Source organism: Desulfopila aestuarii DSM 18488, assembly GCF_900143695.1.
Lineage (GTDB): Bacteria > Desulfobacterota > Desulfobulbia > Desulfobulbales > Desulfocapsaceae > Desulfopila > Desulfopila aestuarii.
Map to the genome: position 1 here is coordinate 39,960 of NZ_FRFE01000013.1, position 20,735 is coordinate 60,694.

At 51.0% G+C, this 20,735-nt stretch carries 13 protein-coding genes; 7 read left to right on the forward strand and 6 right to left on the reverse strand.

Going from position 1 to position 20,735, the window contains the following annotated elements:
* Window positions 1-81 precede the first annotated feature (81 nt).
* Together BUF15_RS13595 and BUF15_RS13600 are read left to right on the forward strand one after the other, a co-directional pair.
* Window positions 82-1,059, forward strand: a complete 978-nt coding sequence (locus tag BUF15_RS13595; RefSeq protein ID WP_073614043.1) for a malate dehydrogenase — start codon at window positions 82-84, stop codon at window positions 1,057-1,059.
* A 269-nt stretch (window positions 1,060-1,328) separates the two neighbouring features.
* Window positions 1,329-3,200, forward strand: a complete 1,872-nt coding sequence (locus BUF15_RS13600; RefSeq protein WP_073614045.1) for a hypothetical protein — start codon at window positions 1,329-1,331, stop codon at window positions 3,198-3,200.
* Window positions 3,201-3,471: 271 nt separating this feature from the next.
* Here the strand turns inward: BUF15_RS13600 and BUF15_RS13605 are convergent.
* Window positions 3,472-4,601, reverse strand: a protein-coding gene (locus BUF15_RS13605; protein ID WP_407642616.1) for an IS3 family transposase whose coding sequence is annotated in 2 segments (ribosomal slippage) — window positions 3,472-4,340 and window positions 4,340-4,601 — 1,131 coding nt in all. Because the reading frame shifts where the segments join, the coding sequence is not laid out codon by codon here.
* A gap of 204 nt (window positions 4,602-4,805) precedes the next feature.
* On the reverse strand, window positions 4,806-5,918 hold the full coding sequence (locus BUF15_RS13615) for an Sfum_1244 family protein (protein ID WP_073614052.1): 1,113 nt from the start codon (window positions 5,916-5,918) through the stop codon (window positions 4,806-4,808).
* A 315-nt stretch (window positions 5,919-6,233) separates the two neighbouring features.
* On the opposite strand from BUF15_RS13615, the gene BUF15_RS13620 reads away from it, so the two are divergent.
* Window positions 6,234-8,507: a diguanylate cyclase gene (locus BUF15_RS13620; protein WP_073614054.1), complete on the forward strand. Its 2,274-nt coding sequence runs from the start codon at window positions 6,234-6,236 to the stop codon at window positions 8,505-8,507.
* 57 nt (window positions 8,508-8,564) lie between these two features.
* Entirely contained in the window at window positions 8,565-9,077 is a 513-nt protein-coding gene (locus BUF15_RS13625) for a DUF2721 domain-containing protein (protein WP_073614056.1), read from the forward strand.
* Window positions 9,078-9,083: 6 nt separating this feature from the next.
* Here BUF15_RS13625 and BUF15_RS13630 read toward each other — a convergent pair whose 3' ends face one another.
* The 3 genes from BUF15_RS13630 to BUF15_RS13640 all read right to left on the reverse strand — a co-directional run bounded on the left by BUF15_RS13630 (window position 9,084) and on the right by BUF15_RS13640 (window position 14,130).
* A complete protein-coding gene (locus BUF15_RS13630) occupies window positions 9,084-10,841 on the reverse strand; it encodes an aldehyde ferredoxin oxidoreductase C-terminal domain-containing protein (RefSeq protein ID WP_073614058.1) in 1,758 nt (585 codons plus the stop codon).
* On the reverse strand, window positions 10,838-11,260 hold the full coding sequence (locus BUF15_RS13635) for a 4Fe-4S binding protein (protein WP_073614060.1): 423 nt from the start codon (window positions 11,258-11,260) through the stop codon (window positions 10,838-10,840). The genes BUF15_RS13630 and BUF15_RS13635 overlap by 4 nt, the downstream gene beginning before the upstream one ends.
* Before the next feature lie 398 nt (window positions 11,261-11,658).
* A complete protein-coding gene (locus tag BUF15_RS13640) occupies window positions 11,659-14,130 on the reverse strand; it encodes a bacteriohemerythrin (protein ID WP_073614062.1) in 2,472 nt (823 codons plus the stop codon).
* A 283-nt stretch (window positions 14,131-14,413) separates the two neighbouring features.
* Here BUF15_RS13640 and BUF15_RS13645 point away from each other — a divergent pair, with 283 nt between their 5' ends.
* From BUF15_RS13645 to BUF15_RS13655, 3 genes are all read left to right on the forward strand, one after another.
* Complete coding sequence (locus BUF15_RS13645; RefSeq protein WP_073614064.1) at window positions 14,414-15,286, forward strand: hypothetical protein; 873 nt, start codon at window positions 14,414-14,416, stop codon at window positions 15,284-15,286.
* Window positions 15,287-15,650: 364 nt separating this feature from the next.
* The gene (locus tag BUF15_RS13650) at window positions 15,651-17,138 is read left to right on the forward strand and encodes an FAD-binding oxidoreductase (protein WP_200802386.1); all 1,488 of its coding nucleotides are present in this window, start codon (window positions 15,651-15,653) and stop codon (window positions 17,136-17,138) included.
* Window positions 17,139-17,155: 17 nt separating this feature from the next.
* On the forward strand, window positions 17,156-18,460 hold the full coding sequence (locus BUF15_RS13655; RefSeq protein WP_073614065.1) for a (Fe-S)-binding protein: 1,305 nt from the start codon (window positions 17,156-17,158) through the stop codon (window positions 18,458-18,460).
* A gap of 200 nt (window positions 18,461-18,660) precedes the next feature.
* On the opposite strand, the gene acs is transcribed toward BUF15_RS13655, so the two are convergent.
* Window positions 18,661-20,697: an acetate--CoA ligase gene (acs, locus tag BUF15_RS13660; RefSeq protein WP_073614066.1), complete on the reverse strand. Its 2,037-nt coding sequence runs from the start codon at window positions 20,695-20,697 to the stop codon at window positions 18,661-18,663.
* Window positions 20,698-20,735 lie beyond the last annotated feature (38 nt).

A 20,735-nucleotide genomic window follows, 5' to 3' on the forward strand; every position in this document is an offset into this window, starting at 1 on the left:
CTGCCGGGAGCAAATTCCCGAAAGCCTTTTACAAGGCGCCGTTCCTGGACATCTTTCACATTTCATTTCACGGAGGCGATAATGAAAAAACCAGTACGTGTAGCGATTACCGGTGCAGCAGGGCAGATCAGCTATTCCATCATTTTCCGGGTCGCGGCAGGCGATATGCTTGGCAAAGATCAGCCAGTCATTCTGCAGCTGCTGGAAATTCCACCGGCAATGGGCGCCTTAAATGGCGTAGTCATGGAACTCAATGACTGTGCTTTCCCGCTGGTTGCCGGCATTGTCGCCACCGACGATCCCAACGTTGCTTTCAAGGATACCGACTACGCCGTTCTGGTCGGCGCTCGTCCGCGTGGACCGGGTATGGAGCGTAGCGACCTGCTCATGGCCAATGCCAAGATTTTCTCAGTTCAGGGCAAAGCGCTGAATGACCACGCCAGCCGCGACGTCAAGGTACTGGTTGTCGGCAACCCTGCCAACACCAACGCCCTCATCACCTTGAAAAATGCTCCCGATCTCAATCCGCGCAACATCACCGCCATGATGCGTCTTGATCACAACCGCTCAATCTCCCAGATCAGTGAGAAACTTGGCTGCCCGACCACCAGCATCGAGAAGATGGTTGTCTGGGGCAATCACTCCGCCACCCAGTATCCGGACATCAGCTACGCAACCGCTGAGGGTGCACCGGTAAAAGATAAGGTGGATAACGACTGGTACGTTAAGACCTTCATCCCCACCGTCCAGCAGCGCGGCGCCGCCATCATCAAGGCCCGTGGCGCTTCCAGTGCCGCTTCGGCCGCTTCCGCTGCCATTGATCATATGCGTGACTGGGCTCTCGGCTCTAACGGCCAGTGGGTCAGCATGGGTGTCTATTCCAAAGGCAACTCCTACGGCATCGACGAGGATCTTATCTACTCTCGCCCCATCACCTGCGAAAACGGTGAGTGGAAAGAAATCACCGGCCTGGAAGTAAACAGCTTCTCCCGCGAGATGATGACAGCAACGGAAAAAGAGCTGGCTGGCGAACGTGAGGCTATTGCCGAAATGCTGTAATCTCCAGTTTCTGATCATAAGTAGAATCCCAAAAGAAAGGGGTTATCTCGTTTGAGATAGCCCCTTTTTCTTTTTCCAGTCAAACAACCGCCCATCCCGCCACGTAACGTAGAATCAACAAAGCGCCACCAGACAATCAAGGATTCGAATTTCAATAACCTTTTGGCACTGTACCAAAAGTCGACTAAGATACGACAATTGCGTACTGAAACACAGCACCCGGCCACTCATTTCCTACCTAGAACCTGTCACGCCACCTCGGAGGCCCTGTGATCCTGCAATCCCTGCTTGTACGACTGATTCTCGTCCTACTCCTCGCCCTCCCCTCTCTGGTATCTGCTCAGGACATCAACAGAATGGGTGATATCAACACCCGCCTGCAGCAGCTTTCGCAGAAAATGGCAACCTGCGCCCCAGGCAGTGACTGCCAGATGAGAACCATGCAGGAGATGCAGGCGTTGGTACAGGAACATCTTGGTATAAACATGGCACAGGGACAATCCATGGCACAGGTCCAACCGACCATTCCAACCTGCGCTGGTCAAATCAGACCAGGCTGGTCTTGCCTGCCGTTGAAGATGCATGTTTCTGACACAACCGACCGCAAGAACTGGGCCTCCTACTGCACCAACCCAGGACTGTTGCCGTGCGATGAACAGTGGTATGTCGCCGATGATTTGACTTTTGATTATTCAGCGACGGGAAGCGGCGCGCTTCACTACACTAAAGACTTCAAGGAATTTGAAATATGGGTGCGTTCACAACCGACTGATAACAAGGTGAAAGAGCTGAAAATCAACAGAAAATGGCGTGATCAGGTCTATATTGGCAACAACCCGGTAGAAAAGTGGGCGTCACGCACCGGTCCCGCCGGGACGGTGCATGTTGCCAACCCTTTCTCCTTTACCGTCATCCACCCGGATAATGACGCAGTGACCAGCAATATCAATTTCTTTGGTTTGTCGGTCAGCAGCACCGATCCGGAAATGTCCGAAGCGTATGGCTCTTCGATCCAATCCGGCAACCAGACCGTTAAATACATGATGACACCTGCCATCATCAAGGAAATGGTCACCACAGGGCAGTTCTCCAAGACATTGCAATGGAAAGAAAAAGAAAGCGACGGCAGGTCCTATGAAGCGCATACGGTAAAATTTGACATTGAAGCTCAGGCAATAAAGCCTGAGAAACCGGGAGCGCTGGTGGTCTCTCCCTCCACCGGTTTCAGCTCGAACCGGTCCGACCCCAAAAAGCCATTCGCCCCCCTTTCCAAGACCTACACCCTTAAGAACACGAGCGATAAAACAATCAACTTCATCGTAGCCAGAAAAGCAAAATGGCTGACTCTCGATAAAACAGGAGGCAGCCTGCCACCCGGAGGCAGTTCTACTGTAACGGTTGCGGTCGATGTCCCGGTCGCCGGTAAGCTTGCGGAGGATACTTACAAAGACACTGTGATTTTTACAAATACCACCGATGGCAAAGGCAGCACCACCCGCTCCGCTGAAATATCACTCGCCGAGGAGCAGATCTGGCAGGTCTGGCTCACCGGCCAGGAAACCGATGATATCGGCGGCAAGGCCATGTATATGAAGATCAAGGATACATGGGCTACTCAAGTGGTGGAATACAGTGTGCGATTTAACTATAAAATAATCGTCACGTTCACCATCATGAAAAAGAAAGGAGCCTGGGTCTATAAAGATGGAACGATCACCACAGCAAGTGTCACGCCAGCGCCCTCATTTGATCCAAAAATTTTCTTTGTTAAGTCTTGGAACTGCACAAACTGCAGCAAAGTGAACCAACTGCAAGGAACAAGCATTGGAGGAAAGGTGATCGGAAACGCTGTACAATTATCCTGGCTGAGAATCATTCCAAACGTCACGGTTCAGAATAAACTCATACTGCAATGGACCGCCAAGGACGGAAGCAGGCAAGAATCAATGAAGGGATATAGCAATAACTATTTCATGTCCGAACGCTTTTTTGACTACGCGAGCACGCACAAACTCCCCCTGGAGAACAGAGAATATATCCCGACGCCATTTAAGCAGAAAAGCGCGAACGACCAGTTCCGGCAAAAGGGCAGGCACCCCATTCATATGTACCACCGGTATACGATAAAACGGTTGAAGTAAGCGGCATACATACGAGACAAAAAAGCCTGGCAAAGACCATGGCTGCATAGAATACCAGTTTTTCAGTTATAGGCCATCTTGAAGCGATCATAATGAATGGTCGGCCCGCGTCCATGGGGAAAGCCACAACGTTACAGAAAGAAAAGTCCTGGCCCCAAAAACCATGACAACATTGACAGCCCCAAAAGACGCGGTACGAATGGAGTAGTCAGAGGTGGCTCAGTTCGTTTGAACAGGTTTCTCCATTTTTTAAGTGGAAAACCTACCTTTTCTACGCTGCCAGATTCAGTGCTGGCAGCGTTGCGTAATAGACCTCATCAGGTGTCCGCCTGTTCAGGCCGGAATGCGGTCGAGCTCCATTGTACCAATCAAAATATCTTCTTATAGATCTGCGTGCCTCAGAAACAGAGTTATATGCATGCAGATACACCTGCTCATATTTCACGGTTCTCCATAAACGCTCGACAAAAATATTGTCTCGCCACGCCCCTCTGCCATCCATGCTCAGCCTGCAACCATGGCTTTTCACGGTTTCCACAAACTCAAGCGCACTAAACTGACTCCCCTGATCGGTGTTGATGATCTCAGGTGTCCCATGGCGAGCGAATGCTTCATTGAGAACATCTACGGCATGACAGGCCTCCAGAGTAATGGCAACTTTCGCCGCCAGCATTTTCCGACTGGCCCAGTCAACAACCGCTGTCAAGTAAACAAAACCCTTAGCCATTGGGATGTACGTCGTATCCAGGGCCCATACTTGATTTGCCCTGCTGATGTTCATACCGCGCAGTAGGTAAGGATAAACGGCGTGACCGGAGTGCTTCTTACTCGTTTTCGGTTTTTGGTAGACGGCCTCGATTCCCATCCGTTTCATCAATGTGCCAACACGGCTACGACCTACAGGCTTTTCTTCCCGAACGAGTTGGTCGCGAAGCATTCGCGCGCCCATGAACGGGTACTCCAGATGGAGTTGGTCGATTCGGCGCATTAGCGCCAGATCGTCCTCACTGATTGGTCGAGGCTGGTAATACACACTGCCACGGCTTATCCCAAGCAGCTTTGCCTGTTGGCTGATTGCAAGTTCATGGCTACGGTTGATCATCGCTTTGCGCTCAGCAATCCCGCCTTGTTGAGCGCACCCTCTAAAAAATCATTTTCCAGAGTCAGTTGACCGATCTTGGCATGCAGAACCTTCAGATCGATCCCAGGTTCGCCACCTGTGCCTTTACTGAAAACAGTAGTTGCTTGTTCAACAAGTTGCTTCTTCCAGGTCGTGATCTGGTTGGGATGCACCCCGTATTGCTCTGCCAACTCGGACAAAGTCTTATCCCCAGCCATTGCGGCAAGCGCCACTTTCGCTTTGAAGTTCGCTGAATGGTTCCGTCTCGTTCTCTTTGCCATGCTCTGCTCCTTATTAAGCCTTGGGAAGGCTTTCATTGGTAGCAGATTTTCCACTTAACGGCTTGTTCAAATTTGCCGGGCCAGCTCTGTCTACACCCTGCATCAATTGGCTGCTGAACGCCGTGGAGCTGCATCATTTTTCCAAGCTTGATCGGCGGCCAGGGAATTAAAATCGGTGTGGCTACAAGCTGCCCACCGGCATGACTATTCCTGTCCCTTTGAAAGCAACGTATCCAGGCCGAGCGGTACCAAGATTTCACTGTTGAAATGCTCGACAATCTTCTCGTCGGGATCCTTGCCAATCCGCTCGGCAGCTAACGCTATCTGCTCCGCAATTTCCTGGTTTTTCTGCCAGCAGGAAGAGCGAGCCTGCTCGATATGGTGCCAGTCTCTGTCAACTAAAAATAGTTGCCAGGCAGCTTGGATCTCCGGAAAGAGTTTTGCCCGCAGCCCATCCATAAAAGCTAAATAAAATGCCAGCGATGATATCCGTTCCTCGCGGATAACATAGGCCAGGAGCCCTTGGGGATGAATATCGGCAAGAATATCTTTTACCGCCCGGCCGACAAACTCCAACACTGATCCAGGGAAATGGCCGATAATGGTTTTCAGAGATTCGGAGGTGAGGGTTGACTGCAGCATCTCGCCGACCTCATGATAGACAAACAGGTTCATTTCCTCCTCGACTATCCTGTCGAGTGTATCCCTGAACAGATTCTGATCCAGCACCCCGTCTCGCAGCACGCCATAATCATCTAGAGCATACCGTAACGAGCTCCTGCAGGATGAACGCACTTCCTGAACCTGATCCCAGAAAAAATAGCGTAACGACTGGCTGCGAATAATAATCTGGCCCTCCTGAACCATGGCAAAAGGGCTAGCCATCTCCCGTGCCTGCTCCAGCCCCAGAATTGTTACCGGGCAGCCTTCGACGATGCGTTGCTCCCGTTTTTCGGCGAGGAAAAACACAGCCTTCATTGAACGGCCGTAACCGGCGCCATAGAAGAGCGTGCCGTTCAGTGTCGCATTTACCTCTTCGAGATCCAAGGGAGCTATGGTTCCTCCAAAAGCAGAGAGTGGACGATATGGCTCATTGGCGATGGTCGCCCAGAATTTTTCCTTGGCATCGATCCAGTCGAGCAGATCGGCGGACTCCGGTTCCTCCCAAGGCTGCAACCCCTTTTCCCATTTATAGAGGTTACGCAGTTTCAAGACCATGGTACACATCGAATAGATTCCGTGGTCCCGGGCATCGGAAATATTACAGTTATGCTGAATATCTTCTATCAGCTCGGTATACAAAGGAGAGAGAGTCATAATTACCTAACAAGGTAGCGATTACACCTTTTGAACGCATATCGTGAAGAACAGCAATTCATAGGACTTGCAAAGTGTTTTTATCTTACAGACACTCATACCATAACCACTCTTGACAATTGGCAAAGACGAGCAGGTCCCCTTCTGCCCGCAAAAAAAGAACAAGCAGGTAAATAAAATCTCCCATCGCGGCTATCCTGAAACAGAGCAGGCACTTCAGGTGAGAACATCGAAAAAGAGTACTGTTTGTTTTTATCTCTGGGCGATGGTATGTATGCTTCTCGAAGAGGATCGCGTTAACACGAGGAGATTTTCATGGAACAGATTTTTCCAGCGTTACGAGCTATCTGGCGGAGGTGGTTCTGCTGCTTAATCATTATCTGCTGGGCGTCTATTGCCGCAGCCATATCAAACGAACCTGCTGGAGGTGAAAACCACCCCCCGGAAACGGGCGGATCACCAACACCGAAAATTCAACTCACACCTGAAGAACAGACCTGGCTGGATGCCCATCCTACCATTACGGTCTCCAACGAGTTTGACTGGCCGCCCTTTGACTTCGTAATTTCGGGGACCCCTCAAGGGTTTGGCATCGACCTCATGAATCTGCTCTCGGAACGATCAGGACTTCGTTTCCAGTATATTAACGGTTTCACCTGGGACGAACTGGTAGAGATGTTTTTCCAGGGAAAGATCGACCTTCTCCACTCTCTCAGTGTCACTCCCGAACGTGAAGAAAAGGCCTATTTTTCACCACCCTACTATCACAGCAAAAATGTTCTCATTCTCCGGCGGGATGCGGCCGACACCAGCGAGCTCCACGATCTGGAAGGAAAAATCATTGCCTTGCCTAAGGGCTGGTCATCCATCCAGTTTTTTAAGAAAAATTATCCAGCAGTTCATATAATTGAGGTCGAAAGTTCCAGACAGGCCCTCGAATATGTGGATCAGGGCAAGGTTTTCGCCACAGTGGAGCAGGAAGGCATTGCAGCATATTTCATCAAAAAATTCGGCTTTCATGACCTGAAACTGTCAAAATGGATCGATAATGACGAACTGCAAAAAACATCCTCCATGCATTTTGCGGTGCTGAAAAATCAACCGCTTCTCTTTGCCATTCTGAACAAGGCACTCGGAACCCTCCAGCCAGAAGACATGGGCCGCCTGGAACAGAAATGGTTCAGCCGTGAAGGGCGACAAATCGGCGACGACGATATTGGCCTGACACCGACAGAAAGAACGTTTCTTGCCGAAAAGAGAACCATTACCACCTGTGTTCTTCCGGACCGAATGCCGCTTGAAGCTTACCATCAGAACCAACTTGTCGGCATGACCGCTGATTTCCTGGAGATCTTCGCCGAGCGCCTTGGAACATCATTTACCATCATACCAACCTCATCAGCCACCGAATCACTCAAGAAAGTGCAGAGCGGGGAATGTGACATCGTGCCGATGGTAAACGAAACTCCTGACAGGCGTGGTTATATCGATTTCACCTCTTCGTACCTCAACTACAGCGTAGCTATCATCACACGAGAGCAGGAGGGGTTCATCGGGGGACTGCAGGACCTTGCCGGCAAGAAGGTTGGCATTCCGATAGGGGAGTTTACCTGGGAATCGGTGCCAAAGAATTACCCGACGGTTACCTTTGTAGCTTTTCCCGCAGCAACGGATTGTCTGCTGGCACTTGCTTCTGAAAATATCGATGCAGCCTTACTCTCACTGCCTGTAGCCACCTACAACATTCGTCATCTCGGCCTCAACAATCTCAAAGTCTCGGGTCATTCAGGCCTGCAGGACACCATTCGCATCGGAGTGAGGAAAAATGCCCAGCAACTGCATTCGGTGATGAGCAAGGTCACCCGGGCGATCTCTACCAAGGATGTCGACTCCGTCTACCAGAAGTGGGTATCCTTAACCTTTGAACACCGCTTGGATTACGGTCTCCTCTGGAAAATCCTTGGCGGCGGCAGCCTGCTGCTTGGACTGATACTGGTTTGGAACTGGCAGCTGGTGCGACTGAATAGAAAAATAGCCAGAGCCCATGAAGAGTTGAAAATCAAAACCCTGGAACTTGAACGCATCTCCAGAACCGATACCCTCACCGGCCTGGCCAACCGTCGTCATATTGAGGCCACGCTTGATGGGGAGATAGACCGGACTCGCCGCTACCAGCGTAATCTTTCTATCATCCTTATAGATCTCGACAATTTCAAACATGTTAATGACACCTACGGCCATCAGGTTGGGGACATCGTGCTGGTGAAATTCGCAGAAATGCTAAGAAGCGATATCCGTGCAAGCGATGTAGCAGGACGTTGGGGAGGAGAGGAATTTCTGGTAGTCTGCCCAGAGAACGATCTGGCCGGTGCCACAGCCCAGGCCGAACATTTACGTCAAAAGTTAACGGAAATCTCTTTCCCTGTGCCAGGTTGCCAGACTGCAAGTTTCGGTGTGGCATGTTTGGCGAGAAACGAGAGCAGGGATGGGCTGGTGCGAAGAGCAGATGATGCGCTCTACCGCGCCAAGAGCCTGGGACGCAACAGGGTGGAAAACGCTTTGACAGAGAGAAAAAACGATATACCGTAACAATTTGCAGTCTTAAACTGCATTAATCTTCCACATTTACGACAGGTATTTCCCACTATGGATCTGGCTTCCGGAGCAAGTGAACTACAAGCAAACCCATTTGTTGTCCTGACCTTTATTGTTGCCCCGGCCATACTCACCAATGCCTCAGCACTCATGATACTGAGCACCAGCAACCGCTTTGCCCGGGCCATCGATCGTTCGCGAGAGTTATCGCGACAGATTGTGGAGGCCAGAAAGGGAAATGATCCGGAATTACTTGATCGGCTCGACACAGAGATTTTGCTGACGGAAAAACGTGCCGTTTACTTGTTAAAAGCGATCCGCTCCTTTTATTTGTCCCTGGGCGGCTTTGCCCTGGGTGCGTTGGTCTCCCTGTTGGGGGCCAGCCTGGTCAGCATCCATATCAATGCGGCGAACCAGATTTTCGCCATTTCCTCAGTACTGGCGGTCTTCCTCGCGGTAGGCGGTTTAATTGTCGGTTCCGTATCACTTTTCCGCGAATCGAGGATCACCGTTGGCATCCTTCAGGACCGCATAAACAGGCTGCACAGAAACCGCAACTTGTAGCTACTCCTACGAGTCTTTTTCTCCAGCATCGATCAACGCCATAATCCGTCGCCCATACTCTTCTTTTAATTCCGTCATATAGGCAGGATCGACCCGCCCTTTCCAGGTCTTGACCTGGGTAAAACGTTTGGGGATCGAGAAGTTCTCGGGCCGGAATCCGGTAGCCGCCCTTACCCGCCATCGCAATTGTCGGATATTCTCGCTCACATGGTCCATGTTTTCGGCGAGTGTCGTATAGCCCACACTTTTCAAACAGGCTGCCAACTGAGCATCGCTATATACCGCACGGGCAAAGAGACAGGAGACCATTGAGGTGAGTAGCGCCCGGCCAGGCTCATCGGCCATGAGGAATTCGACGGCTTTTTCTACATCTTTCTCTGTATGTTTCTGGTCGTAGCTGTAAGCCCCGGTGTCCAGATGGGAGTGACGAAAACCGAGGGTCTGGGCGGCGAAATAGAGCTCGCCGGTGGCATATCCTGCCATTTCCTGGCCAAGCACACAGGCAAACTCTTCACCACCATAAACTTTAGCGGCTTTTAACGTGCCCTGACCGAGCAGACGGTAAAATTCGTTGGTACCGCGACCCAAATGAATCGCCGCCTGGCGATAGTGTTCGACCTCGCCAAAAGAAAGGGGAATAAGCGTCTCATTTTCAGAGACCAAGCCCCTGGCCGCTGCCTCCGTGGCCCAGGCCAGCGCCACCCCGGCCGACATGGCATCAAGACTTACCTTTTCGATCTCATCGAGAATCCGCAACACCCCGAAGGCATCCGTTACCCCCAACATGGTGCCTACCGCGAAAATCGGTTCGTAGTCGTACGCGACCTGATGATAGTGGTAGCGGTTGTCCAGCTTTGCCTTTTCACGGATATAGCCGATATGGATGCAGCCAACCGGGCAACCGGCACAGGCACCGTTGCGCAAAAGAGTTTCATCGGCAAACACTTTGCCGGTCACTTGCGCAATCCCCGGATCTGTCGTTTTCTGCAGGTTCAGCCAGGGAAGTGATTCAATGTCATTTAACGTCTGCAGATTTTCGGCGGTACCGAGGTTGTGATATTTGCGCATCATATCAGTAGAGGTCACCTTGTCGTAGACCTCCTGGTAGACCTTCAGGTACTCTTTGCCTGCCGGTAGTTCCAGATCACCCTCACCGTGAATAACGATGCCTTTCAAATTTTTTGCGCCCATGGTGGCACCGCCACCCATCCGCCCGAAATGACGGTAGGTATCGACGTTGATACAGGCCATAGAGGAGCAGATCTCACCCGAAGGCCCGATCCGTAGGATGGAACGATGCCCCGACCCTCCCTTGAAGATGCGGCGCAGGAGCTTGCCGGCGTTATCGGCATTCATGCCCCGCATGAACTCCACATCTTTCAATTCCAACCGGCGATTGGCAACATAAAGACAAGATAGGCGCCTGGCCTTACCGACAATCACCAGCGCGTCCAGATTACAAAACTGCAGCGCCAGAGCGGTCCTACCGCCGCCATGACTTTCCGTGTATTCATTATGATAGGATGAGCGAAAACCACAGACAGTCTTGCTCATCAGTGGAAAATACCCAGTAAGCGGCCCGATTGTAAAAATAAGGGGCTGCCCTTCATCATCCCAGGGTTTATCGTGCTTGCCATAGCGTTCATAGAGAAGAGCAGCCAAACCGCTGCCACCAGCTACCTGATCACGGCCATCAAGAAGAACAAACTCACCGATACCGCTCGCCAGATTAAATACCAGTATCCGAAACTGTTCACGTATCATAGCAGTACCTCATCGAGTTCGGTGACTTCGCGCATCTCAAGGCAATTCTGAGGACAGAAATCCACACAGCGACCACAGTGGATACAGACAAAGACATCACCCTGCGCGCTCTGGAATACCGCATCCACAGGGCAGGCAGTGACACATTTTCCACACTGGATGCAGAGTTTTTTTCTTACTATCACACCGCCGCCCTCACGTTGCTTGAAAGCTCCGGTGGGACAGGCTGCCGCACAGGGGGCGGGATCACAGGCCAGGCAACGGATGGCGACAAACCCGGTTGACAAACCACCCGATGAGGTGATCCGTATCCCAGCCGTAGACCAGGACAGCCGACGATGAACCAATCGGGCACAGGCAAGCGAACAGGAATGGCAGCCAATACACTGCTCCATTCGGGGCGTTGTCAATGTCTTCATATCGTGTCTCGTTTTGGGTATATGGTTGCGTGCTTTATTCCGAACCGGAAGAACCTCGGCCCCCGCAAGAAAACTGCTATGAAAGCGTTCGATTTACTTATCTTTGGTCATTCTATTACTCGTCAGACTTTGCCTCAAATCGGCAAATCCCTACAACGATAACAAATTCTCGAAATAAAATCATTATGAACAACCTACGACTCAATGATCCGGGGTTACAACAGGCCTCATTGAGGAGCTAGACTCTTCCCAGTTCTCCTCTGTTTGTCCGCACCAACGAAAAACGCCGACGGTCGATCCTGAATCGTTCGACCATCGGCGTCTCTCATCAATCATCGCAGCCCTCTTGGTAACGGTGCCAACAGGTTAGAACCATTCCTCATCAGCCTTGGCACACTCTACTTGACGCCTTTTTCTTTAAAATGAGAAACATAGGACATGTCTGTTTTCATAATATGCTCCCGCAGCCAGTCACAGAGAAAATCCATCAATTCTACTGACAAGCCAGCCTTGCCCTCCTGAAAATCACGCTGAAACGCCATCACCTTATCCACCAGATTTTTGTGCGCTTTTTTATGCTCAGCAGTGGCCGGGTAGCTGTACTTGGCAAACATTTTCTCCTCAAAGCCAAAGTGATAAACAGTATAATCCGTCAACTCCGCCAGAATTCGACCCGACTCTTCTGCACCTAGTCGCGATTTCATAGCCCGATGCAAAGCATTGATCAACTGCACCAGTTTCTTGTGTTGCTCATCAATATCGGATAGCCCCGTAACCAACCGGTTGTTCCAGACAAACACATCAGGAACTACCTTATCAGTTTTACTGCCGGCCATTTCTTTTCGTTTCGAATCACTCATCGACACCTTAAAGACGCTGATCATCTTCCTGAGTTGTCCGGCAAGCTCGGAGAGGCTCTCTGAACTCTCACGCATGTGGTGGGAGCGATTGGCCATATCCTGGGCCACGGCGCTGACATCGGCAATATCACCGGCAATCTGCGCCGACACTTGAGAACTCTGCGCCACATTTTCGTTCACTTCACCAATGCCCAGAGAGGCCTGCTCTATATTCTGGGCGACCTCGGCGGCCCGCTCGGACTGTTCGGTCATGGAAACAGCAATGGTTCCCATGATGGTCTCCACATCAGTTATGACTGTGGTAATAAGACCTACCTCCTTGACGGTATCATTCGTGGAGGTCTGAATCGATTCAATCCTTGCCTTGATCTGCTGGGTTGCCTCCTGGGTCTGATTCGCAAGAGCCTTGATTTCACTTGCCACAACCGCAAAACCTTTACCGGCCTCACCGGCCCGTGCCGCTTCGATAGTAGCATTCAAGGCCAGCAGGTTGGTCTGGTCGGCGATATCGGTAATTACCTGACTGACATTGCTGATTTCCCTGGCAGCTTCGCCGAGTTCACTGACTCTCGTGGCCGCGCTCTGAACCTGGCTGGAAGCGGAACTCGTTACTCCTTGGGCCCGGTTACACTCCATAACCACACTATCGAGAGCAAGGCGCATCTCTTCTGCCGCTTGAGCCACAAAACCAATATTGGTGGCAGCCTGCTCACAGGCCGCCGCCACGGAATTCATACTTACCGTCATCTCCTCACTGGCAACCGCAACCCCATTGGCCTTACTTTTCAATTCATCCGACTCCTCAAGCATCTGATCGGAAGCGGAAAGCACCTCCATGGAAGAGCTTGTCACTGTCTCTGCGTTCGCACCGATATCCACTATAATGTCATTGAGCTTTGCCACAAAAACATCGAACCACTTGGCCAGAACACCAATCTCGTCAGAACGTTGAACATTGAGCCGCTTGGTGAGATCACCCTCGCCCTCGGCCGTATCATGCAGCCCCGCCGTAACTCCCAGAATCGGCCGAATAACCATGAGCCGCAACATGACCGCCATAGCAAAAATTACACCAAGACAGCAGATCGTGCCCACCAGCAGTACCGCCCATGTGACACCTGAGCGTACCGCCTGGGCTGATGTCGCCAGAATAGCTCCGGTCTCCTCTATTGCCTGACTGTTTTTACTTGCGACACCGGCAAGATCGCTTTTCACTTTTGCAACCACCGCAGCCGATTCATCGCCAATGACTTTCTGAATGCTCGTTTCGTTATTCTTTTTCAGTGTTTCAAACCTTGCACTCAACGCTTCAATTTCCTTTGCCACCCCAGCCTTCGATATACAAATGACGATCTTGCCGATGGGCAAACTGTAATATTCCACCACCTGCTCATATAACATTACCGAAGAATCCTTTTTCGACTCATCGAGAATCCCCTTCATCTGCAGTAACTGGTCTTCCTCGTCGCTCAGACCACTTTTCTCCAGATAGGAAAGTATCAGATCATCCACCACATTGATATAACCAGGCAGCAAGGTATCATTCTGGTCGAGGAAGAAGACATAGACGATCTCCTCCGTCTTGGCAACAGATCGGCTGAAGTCGACCAGCTGATCATACTCTTTGGCCATTATCGCATCCTCGGCAACTTTGCCGAGCACCGAAACCACGGCCTTGGCATTGCTTACCAAGAGGTTGTTCATACCTTGCCGGATATTTTCTTCCTCGGCAGACAATACCACAGAAGTTGCTGTTGAAAGGCTATCTGCGGTCTCTTTTCCCATGGCCGTCAACTGTTCATCGACACTCCCTTCCAGAGAGGCAAACAACGACTCTGCATCTTTACCTGTTTTCTGCAGTTTTTCGCGAACACCCGTCCGCATCTCTGTCAGCAGATCTCCCTGCTTGGAAATGACGGACAGCCCCAGTGCTGCAAAAGAAACAACCAGAATGGCAACAAGGACCATCAGCACTTTAATACTCAGACGTTGTTTGCAATACTCAATCATTCTCGACCTCAAAACACGTGGATAATTAACCAACCGACCTTTTCGACCTCTCCTGCAAGAGTAACGCAGGTAGTCATGAATATTCAAGGAAGAGCGAAAAAAAAGATCATATCCCGGAATATGGCAGATTTCCTTTCACAGCAGGATGCCAAAAACATATGCTATATATTATGAAATACAATCTGTATGGTTGGCCTAAAGCCCGTTGCTTACGATCAGCCTCCTGTTCACCAGATAGATGCTACTCATTCCTCATGAAGCTGTATAACTGAAACATTCAGGCATGGAACACATCAATCCACTCCACAAGGCAGTAACCCTTACCGCATACCTTGAAACCGACAACGCCCCAGTGCGGGATGCCATTGCCGCAGTGATCTCATCTGTTCAGGCGTCGGCAAACCTTTCGGTCCAGGTCGTTCGCGATAACCGTGAACGCATTTCCGACGCAACCGATCACCTGGATGGGGTTTTTACTGGATCGCTCAATATGTCCCAATCAGATGAGATTCGTGAAATTGCGCTGATTGCGAAGGAACTTGACGCCTATTTTGATCATACCGTCAGTCGCAAGGCCTTCCCTCATCTGCTCAGGGATTTCGAAGAACGCATAGCCCAACTAGAAGCAAGGGAACTCGAACTGCAGCAAAAGGAAGCCCAGATTGAAAAAATCATCCACCAGCGAGTAGCCGACGTAGAAGCGAGAGTCAAGGAGGAGAGCACCAGCAGCAAATGGCTCTTTGAAAGCGCTCTGCAGAAGGCGGAAAAGGTGTTTGACCAGAACAAAATCACCCGCTTTGTCTGCTCTACCATCTCCCGCTTTCAAGATGAATTTGAACGCATCCGTTCAGGCCGGGATGTGGAACACGTGACCCGCTTGTTCCAACAGACCATCGAACCATTCCAGACCACTAAAATGATAGCAGATAAAAACGGTAAACTGACTAAAGTCATCACTAATTCATTTTCCGAAGACTGCTACCAGGATCTCTTTCTATTTTTCTTTAAATATTACAACGAACTGTTCGATCTCTACGAAACAAACAAAGGGCTCCCGTCTACAGCTGACGAACTTGCCAGGATCTTCAGAAAAAAAAGAAAGAGTGCGGCACAAATCATTGCCCAGATGCACCGTCATCCGCAGCAACAAAAATGATAGTCCGATTGTTTGTTCGACCCTCTCCATTTTACAGACAGCACTTCTCTCTGTTTGGAAACAACTTTCCCAATCGAAAATTCCGATAGATTTTCGCCTGAAACAGTCGCTGAGCACATTGGTACTACCAATAATGGTACCACGCAGCCAACCCCATCCGCGCCCAACACTACAGACAAAATGTCGCATCTGTGACCACATGCAACACCAGCAAAATCCACCATGGTCACTTTGGTATTGACAACGACAATGGTATCTCCTAATATTGGTACTACCTTTTAGCTGGTCGCAAGCAGAACGACACACCAGCAAAGGAAATCGGGTTTCAAATCACGTCAGCAGGGTCGGTGCAAACACATTTTAGATGTGTGACTGTATCGGGGTGCTGGCGGCAAGCGGCAGAGCAGGTGATAGGTTCACCATCGTCTCAGGCATTTTCAGCGAATGGAGCTACATGACAATGAAGAAAAGTATTATCGATGAATTGGTCTCAATTTTCGGCCAGGAAAACGTTCTCACCGAACGCGAGGACATGATCGCCTACAGCTATGACGCCGCACCGGTGGAAATTGAACCTGAAGCTGTTGTCTTCCCTACCACCACCGAGCAGGTCAGTAAGCTCATGAAAATGGCGTACCGTGAAGAGATTCCGGTAACCCCGCGCGGACAAGGCAGCGGCCTTTCCGGTGGCTCCATTCCGCTAAAAAAGGGCATCGTCCTCTCCATGGATAAAATGAAGAAGATGATCGAGTTTGACCCAAACAATCGTCTTATCACTGTTGAGGCCGGATTCACCACCTCTGACATCGACCCGATCGTTTCCGAAGCCAATCTCTTCTATCCGCCGGATCCGGGCTCCGTCGCGTTCTCCACCATCGGTGGTAATGTAGCTGAGAATGCCGGTGGTTTGCGCGGTCTGAAATATGGCGTTACCAAGAATTACGTGAAAATGCTCAAAGTAGTTCTACCGCAGGGCGACATCGTTACCGTCGGCTCCAAATGCGTCAAACACGTTGCCGGTTTCAACTCGGAGCTGATCTTTGTCGGCAGCGAGGGGCTGCTTGGCATCATGACCGAAGTCACCTTGGCACTGTTACCGATCCCCCAGCATCGTGAATCGGCACTCGCCATTTTCAACAGCCTCGACAGCGCCGCCCAGGCGGTCTCCGACATCATCGCCGCTGGCGTAACACCCTCGACAATGGAGTTCATGGACAACGCCACCATCAACGCTGTCCAGAACTTCAAGGATTGCGGTCTTCCCCGCGACGCTGAAGCTGTTCTCTTGATCGAAACCGACGGTGAGATGAATTCCGCTAAATGGGAGATGTCCGTTATTGAAGAGCAGGTCAAGAAAAACGATATCCGCGAGTTCCAGCGTGCCCAGAACACCGCCGAGCGTGACGCCCTGTTTGCCGGCCGCCGTGTCGCTTTGAACGCCCTCGCCAGTGTCAAGCCAAACCTTATTCTCGAAGATGCCACCGTCAAGCGTTCCGTTCTGCCCGATATGGTTCGAGGCATCACCGCCATTGCCAAGAAACACAATGTGCAGGTTGGCATCTTTGGACATGCCGGCGACGGTAACCTCCACCCGACGTTCCTCATCGACCAGAGCGATAAGGAAGAAATGGCTCGCTGCCACAAAGCTGTTGACGAGCTGTTCCAGCTGGCGATTGATCTCGACGGTACTATTTCCGGCGAGCACGGCATCGGCCTCGAGAAAAAGCCCTACCTGAAGAACCAGATCGGGGACGCCGGCATCAAGATGCTGCAGGACATGAAGCGCATGTTTGACCCGAAAAATCTTCTCAATCCAGGTAAAATGTTCGACATGCCTGGCGAAGCAGCCTGAGAACGGATGGATAGCCAATGAATGCACATATATCGCAGAAACAACTCGCAGAACAACATCTCCTTGAAGCGACCAAGGAATTCCAGAAGTGCATGCAGTGCGGCAAATGCCGCAGTGTCTGCCCGGTTTTCAAGGAGTTCGGCAATGAACTTTTCGTCGCACGAGGGAAAAACAAGATCGCTCAGAAACTCGTCTCTGGCGATCTTCAGATAACCAAAAGGGTTGAGCAGGCCATTAACGAATGTTTGAACTGCAAGACCTGCTCCGCCAACTGCCCGGCTGGTGTTAAACCTGAAAATGTGGTCCTTCGCATGCGCTGGTATATCACAACCCAACGCGGGCTCCATTTTTTCAAGGCGCTGATCTTCCGACAGCTCCTTTGGCGCAAATGGCCAATCACCCTCGGATGCGCCATTGTCGGTATCGCGCAGAAGGTACTCTTCGGCATAGGCCCGAAGAATCCAGTGCGGCATCTTTTCCCGCTGTTTGGTTTTTCCAAGCGCAGAAATTTTCCGCAGCTTGCCATTCGTAGCGCCCAATCAATGCTGCCCGAGGTAAGTCCGGCGAAAAACGGTCCGCGTAAAGCCCGAATCGGGTACTTCACCGGTTGCGCCGGCAACCTGATCTACACTAACGTGGCCAAATCGGTGGTGGATATCCTCACCGGCTATGGCTATGAAGTTGTCATTCCAAAAGCCCAGAAGTGCAACGGCACCCCGGTTCTGGCCAATGGCGACTATGAAGGCGCCAAGCGACTGATGGTGCATAACTTCGAGCTCTTTCAGAAATATGATCTCGACGCCATCGTTGTGGCCTGTTCTTCATGCGGAATGTCACTGAAAAAAGAGATCAAGGTTTTCATTGATGACAGCCCCGAGCTGCAGGAATTCACAAGCAAAGTCTTTGATATCAACGAATTCATCGAAAAAAATCTTGAGATCAAGCCGGAGCAGCTGAGTCGCCTGCCCTACAAGGTGACCTACCACGATCCCTGCCACATGGTTCGCGGCCAGGGCATCAAGGACCAGCCGCGTAATCTGTTGAAGATGATCCCCGGCGTTGAATTCACCGAGATGAAAAATGCCGATACCTGCTGCGGCTCAGCCGGCAGCTACTGCATCACCCATTACGACACCTCAATCAAGATCAACAATCACAAGATCAAGGATATTCAAGAGGCAAACGTCAATATGGTCGCAACTGGCTGCCCGACCTGCGTGATGCACATTGCCGACAACCTGGCACAACATAACAGCCATGAAAAGACCAGATTCGTGGTCGAACTCCTGGCGGATTCCATGCGGGCTGCAGGTACTATCTGATCCGTTTGTTTGTCACCATATGTTTTGCCATTGCTCGAGTCCCGAGGGGGACTCGAGCTTTTTTTTCATTCAACCACCTGCGATTTTTCTTCAAAAAGAATGAGGGGGAACCGACAAGCGGCTCCCCCTCACCACACAGGCCAGTCTGCTCACTCGCCCGTGCCTGCTACTGCGACATTAAAAGTTGTGCAGTACCGTGTTTATCCCTGAACCATCTTCCTGATCTCTTCAACGATCTCAGGATTCGCAAGAGTCATAACGTTGCCGACATCACCCTTGTTTGAGATTGCACCGAGTACCCTGCGCATCAACTTACCTGAGCGGGTCTTCGGCATATCCGGCACGATCCAGACGTTTTTACACTTGGCGATCTTGCCAATCTGGAAGGTGATAGCATCAGCAACCTTCTTCTGCAGTTCTGGTGTGGCCTCGATTCCCGGCTTTAAGGAGACATACAGCTCCGGCTCCTTGCCTTTGATCTCATGGGCAACCGGAACGACCGCAGCCTCAGCGACTTCAGGCACGGTGAGAGCCGCAGACTCGATCTCTTTGGTACCGAGCCGATGCCCTGAAACGTTGATTACGTCGTCGATCCTGCCAAGTACCCGGACATAGCCATCACTGGCGACCACTGCAGCGTCACCGGTCATATATGGCCAATCCTGCCACTTCTTGCTATTGCGGTCTTTATTGTACATACCGAAATAGCTCTCGACGAACCGGTTCCTGTCACCCCATACTGTCTGCATCATACCCGGCCACGGATTCTGGATGCAGATGTTGCCGGCCTTGCCACAGCCCGGCTCAAGCACTTCGCCAGTCTCGTCAAAAACGATAGGATGAATACCCGGAACACCCGGTCCAGCACTGCCCGGCTTCATTGGCTGAATACCCGGTACGGTAGAGCAGAGGAAACCACCGGTCTCTGTCTGCCAATAGGTGTCAACGATCGCGGCCTCTCCCCGACCGACAACGTTATAGTACCAGCGCCAGACCTCAGGCTCAATCGGCTCGCCAACCGTCGTCATATGCTTGAACTTATATCTGTATTTCTGCGGCTCATCCGGTCCGACCTTCCTGAGGGCGCGGATCGCGGTCGGTGCGGTATGGAAGATATTGACATCGAGTTCCTGGGCAATCCGCCATGAACGACCGGCATCCGGATAGGTCGGTACGCCCTCATAGATCACCGAAGAAGCGCAAAGCGCCAGCGGGCCGTATACGATAAAGGAGTGACCGGTAATCCAGCCGATATCAGCCATACACCAGTAGACATCTTCAGGATGAATATCCTGGATGTATTTTGACATGGCTGTGACATAGGCAAGATAACCACCGGTGCCGTGCTGAGCGCCTTTGGGTTTGCCGGTGGTGCCGGAAGTGTACATCAGGAACAGAGGTTCTTCAGCGAGCATTTGCTCAGGCTCGACGAGAGCGCCATAGTATTTCTTCAATTCCTGATTGACGATGATATCACGACCCTCGACCAGAGGCGACGGTGATGACATCTTGCCTGGGTAGCGCTGCCATACCAGCATGGTGTCAACTTTCTGTCCGCCCTTCTCTGCCAGAGCACAGGCCTCGTCATCAACCTCTTTGTGGTTGAGCAGTTTTCCGGCCCGGTAATAGGAGTCCATGGTGATCAGAACCCGGCTGTTGGAGTCAACAACCCTGTCGGCACAGGCACTGGATGAGAAACCACCAAAAACTACTGAGTGAATAACACCGATACGGGCACAGGCCAGCATGGTAATCGGCAGTTCTGCAGACATCGGCATATGAATAGTCACTCGATCGCCGCGCTTCAGTTTCGCTGTATTTTTCAGAAGGGCCGCAAACTCGTTAACACGAGTATAGAGTTCCTGATAGGTGATATGGCTTACCCTTTCATCCTCAGGCTCAGCGACGAAATGGATGGCTGTTTTATTCTTGTTCTTAGCCAGGTGACGATCAATACAGTTATAGCTGGCATTCAGCTTGCCGCCTTTGAACCATTTAAAGCATGGTGCATCACTGGTATCGAGTACTTCATCCCACTTCTTGTACCAGGTGAGCAGATCGGCAAATTCAGTGTAATAGTCCGGAAAATTCGCCAGGCTGAAACGCTCATAAATCGATTTGTCTGTCAGGTTGGCCTGGGCAATAAATTCCTCAGACGGATTGATCAACTCTTCTTCTTTCCAGTGAACGGCAATCTGTGCTTCGGAAGTCGATACGATTTTGCTGTCGTCACTCATGAATTTTCTCCTTTATTCGTGATGAATGATTGATACGA